At 69.4% G+C, this 2066-nt stretch carries 2 protein-coding genes and 2 pseudogenes; 3 read left to right on the forward strand and 1 reads right to left on the reverse strand.

The window, feature by feature from the left end:
- The 3 genes and pseudogenes from AX681_RS08655 to AX681_RS08665 all read left to right on the forward strand — a co-directional run.
- A pseudogene (locus tag AX681_RS08655) lies at nt 1–255 on the forward strand (molybdopterin molybdenumtransferase MoeA); the annotation flags it as partial.
- 71 nt (nt 256–326) lie between these two features.
- Nucleotides 327–995 carry a transcriptional repressor LexA gene (lexA, locus tag AX681_RS08660; RefSeq protein WP_066658050.1) on the forward strand — a complete coding sequence of 223 codons (669 nt, stop codon included), beginning with the start codon at nt 327–329 and terminating at the stop codon, nt 993–995.
- Nucleotides 996–1098: 103 nt separating this feature from the next.
- Nucleotides 1099–1509: a GFA family protein gene (locus AX681_RS08665; RefSeq protein WP_066658048.1), complete on the forward strand. Its 411-nt coding sequence runs from the start codon at nt 1099–1101 to the stop codon at nt 1507–1509.
- Nucleotides 1510–1688: 179 nt separating this feature from the next.
- On the opposite strand, the pseudogene AX681_RS22420 reads toward AX681_RS08665, so the two are convergent.
- Nucleotides 1689–2066, reverse strand: a pseudogene (locus AX681_RS22420) (ComEC/Rec2 family competence protein); the annotation flags it as partial.

Raw genomic sequence — 2066 nt, forward strand, 5'->3', positions numbered from 1 at the left:
GTCGCGCATCTCTCGGGCGCCGCCGATCCCCTCCCCGCCCGCCGACGCGCGCTCCTCGCCGATCCGCTGCCCCCCAATGGCCCGCGCGAAGACTATCTGCGCGCCGTGGAGCAGGCGGGGACCGTGCGCGCTGCCGGGCGGCAGGACAGCTCGATGCTGCGCACTTTGGCCGCATCCGACTGCCTGATCGTCCGTGCCCCACATGTTCCGGCGGCGGCAGCGGGCGACTCGGTGGAAATCCTCGCCATCGGCTGAGTCGCACCCGCTTGACGGGACGTGGAACACAGCGTAAACGTTCCATGTCTGTTCTTGATAGGGGACGTCCAATGCTTACCCGGAAGCAGCATGAGCTGATCTGCTTCATCGCCGACCGTCTGGCCGAGACCGGGGTTTCGCCCTCGTTCGAGGAGATGAAGGACGCGCTCGACCTCAAGTCCAAGTCGGGGGTCCACCGCCTGATCTCGGCATTGGAGGAGCGCGGCTTTCTGCGTCGCCTGCCCAATCGGGCGCGCGCGCTCGAAGTGGTCAAGATGCCCGAGCGTGGCGAGACCAAGAAGCCCGCTGCCAAGTCCAGCGTCGTCGCCATGCCGCGCTCCGCGCCGCAGCCGGCGAACGACGTGATCGAAATCCCGCTTCACGGCCGCATCGCGGCAGGCGTGCCGATCGAGGCGATGGAGGGCTCGACCATGCTCCCCGTCCCCGCCGCATTGCTCGGCTCGGGCGACCATTATGCGCTCGAGGTTGCGGGTGACTCGATGGTCGAAGCCGGGATCTTCGACGGCGACTATGCGCTGATCCGCCGCCAGGAAACCGCGCGCGACGGCGAGATCGTGGTCGCGCTGATCGACGAGATGGAAGCGACGCTGAAATATTTCCGGACCGAGGGCAGCATGGTCCGTCTTGACCCGGCGAACCGCAGCTACGACCCCCAGCGCTACCGCCCCGATCAGGTGCGCGTACAGGGCCGCCTCGCCGGCCTGCTGCGCCGCTACTGATCTTCTTAAGCCCCTCCCCTTCAGGGGAGGGGTTGGGGTGGGGCGGTGAGGCAAGGGCGAACACGCCAAGCCAAGCCTTGCCCGGAATTGAGGGAGATGCAGCATGACCCTGACCGGCGGATGCCATTGCGGCGCAGTGCGCTACGCAATCGACGGCGAGCCGCTGCACGGCGGCCAGGCGCTCTGCCACTGCAGCGACTGCCGCCGCTGCGCCGGGGCACCGATGGTCGGCTGGGCGATGTACCCGGAAGACGCGCTGACGGTGACGCGAGGCAGTCCCCGCGAATATGCCTCGTCCGACACCGGGCGCCGCTGGTTCTGCGAAACCTGCGGCACCGGGCTTTTCTACCGCAACGCCACCAACCTGCCGGGTCTCGTCGACGTCCAGGCATCGACCCTCGACAACCCCGAAGCCGTCCCCGCCGCCGCCCACATCCAGACCGCCGAGCGCATCGGCTGGATGCAGGACGCACACACTCTGCCGCAGTTCGAGCGCTTTCCGGGCGGGGCTTAGGAGCTTCGCAGGCCCGGTTGTCTGATTGCGGGTGCCCCCTTCTTCGTCGCCCCGGCCTTGTGCCGGGGTCCACCGGGAAGCAGGCGCGGGGCAGAGGCTTGCGCGCAGGAAGTGCGGCCAAGTGGACCCCGGCACGAGGCCGGGGTGACGAACGTGTAAGGGCGGCACAGTGCGCCCCCTCACCTCGGAGGCATCACCGTCTCCGCCGCCAGCCACGGATGCCGCGCCCCTGCACGCCGCACCGTCACCACCGTCGGCTTCTCCCCGAATGTGATCGCCACCCCGCCGGTCGCCTCCAGCTGCGCGCGATCCAGCTTCAGCCATTTCGGCACGCACCCGCGCGGCAGCCAGCGGTCCGCGACGATGATGTCGGCTGAGGCACAGAAGGCCACCATCTCCCGCCACGGCACGCGATAGCCGCTGCGCGTCGCCGCGACCCGCCATTCGCGCCCGCCGCGCTCCACTGTCACCATGCACAGATCCGCGCTGCACCGCGCGCCGCGCTGCTCGGCCAGCGCGGCGCGCGGTGCAGCGCGGATCTGTGCATGGTGACAGTG

Source organism: Sphingomonas sp. CCH9-E2 (assembly GCF_001557215.1).
Lineage (GTDB): Bacteria > Pseudomonadota > Alphaproteobacteria > Sphingomonadales > Sphingomonadaceae > Sphingomonas.

Coding starts and splice junctions, on each gene's coding strand:
- lexA (WP_066658050.1), top strand. CDS start 327: ATGCTTACCCGGAAGCAGCATGAGCTGATCTGCTTCATCGCCGACCGT.
- AX681_RS08665 (WP_066658048.1), top strand. CDS start 1,099: ATGACCCTGACCGGCGGATGCCATTGCGGCGCAGTGCGCTACGCAATC.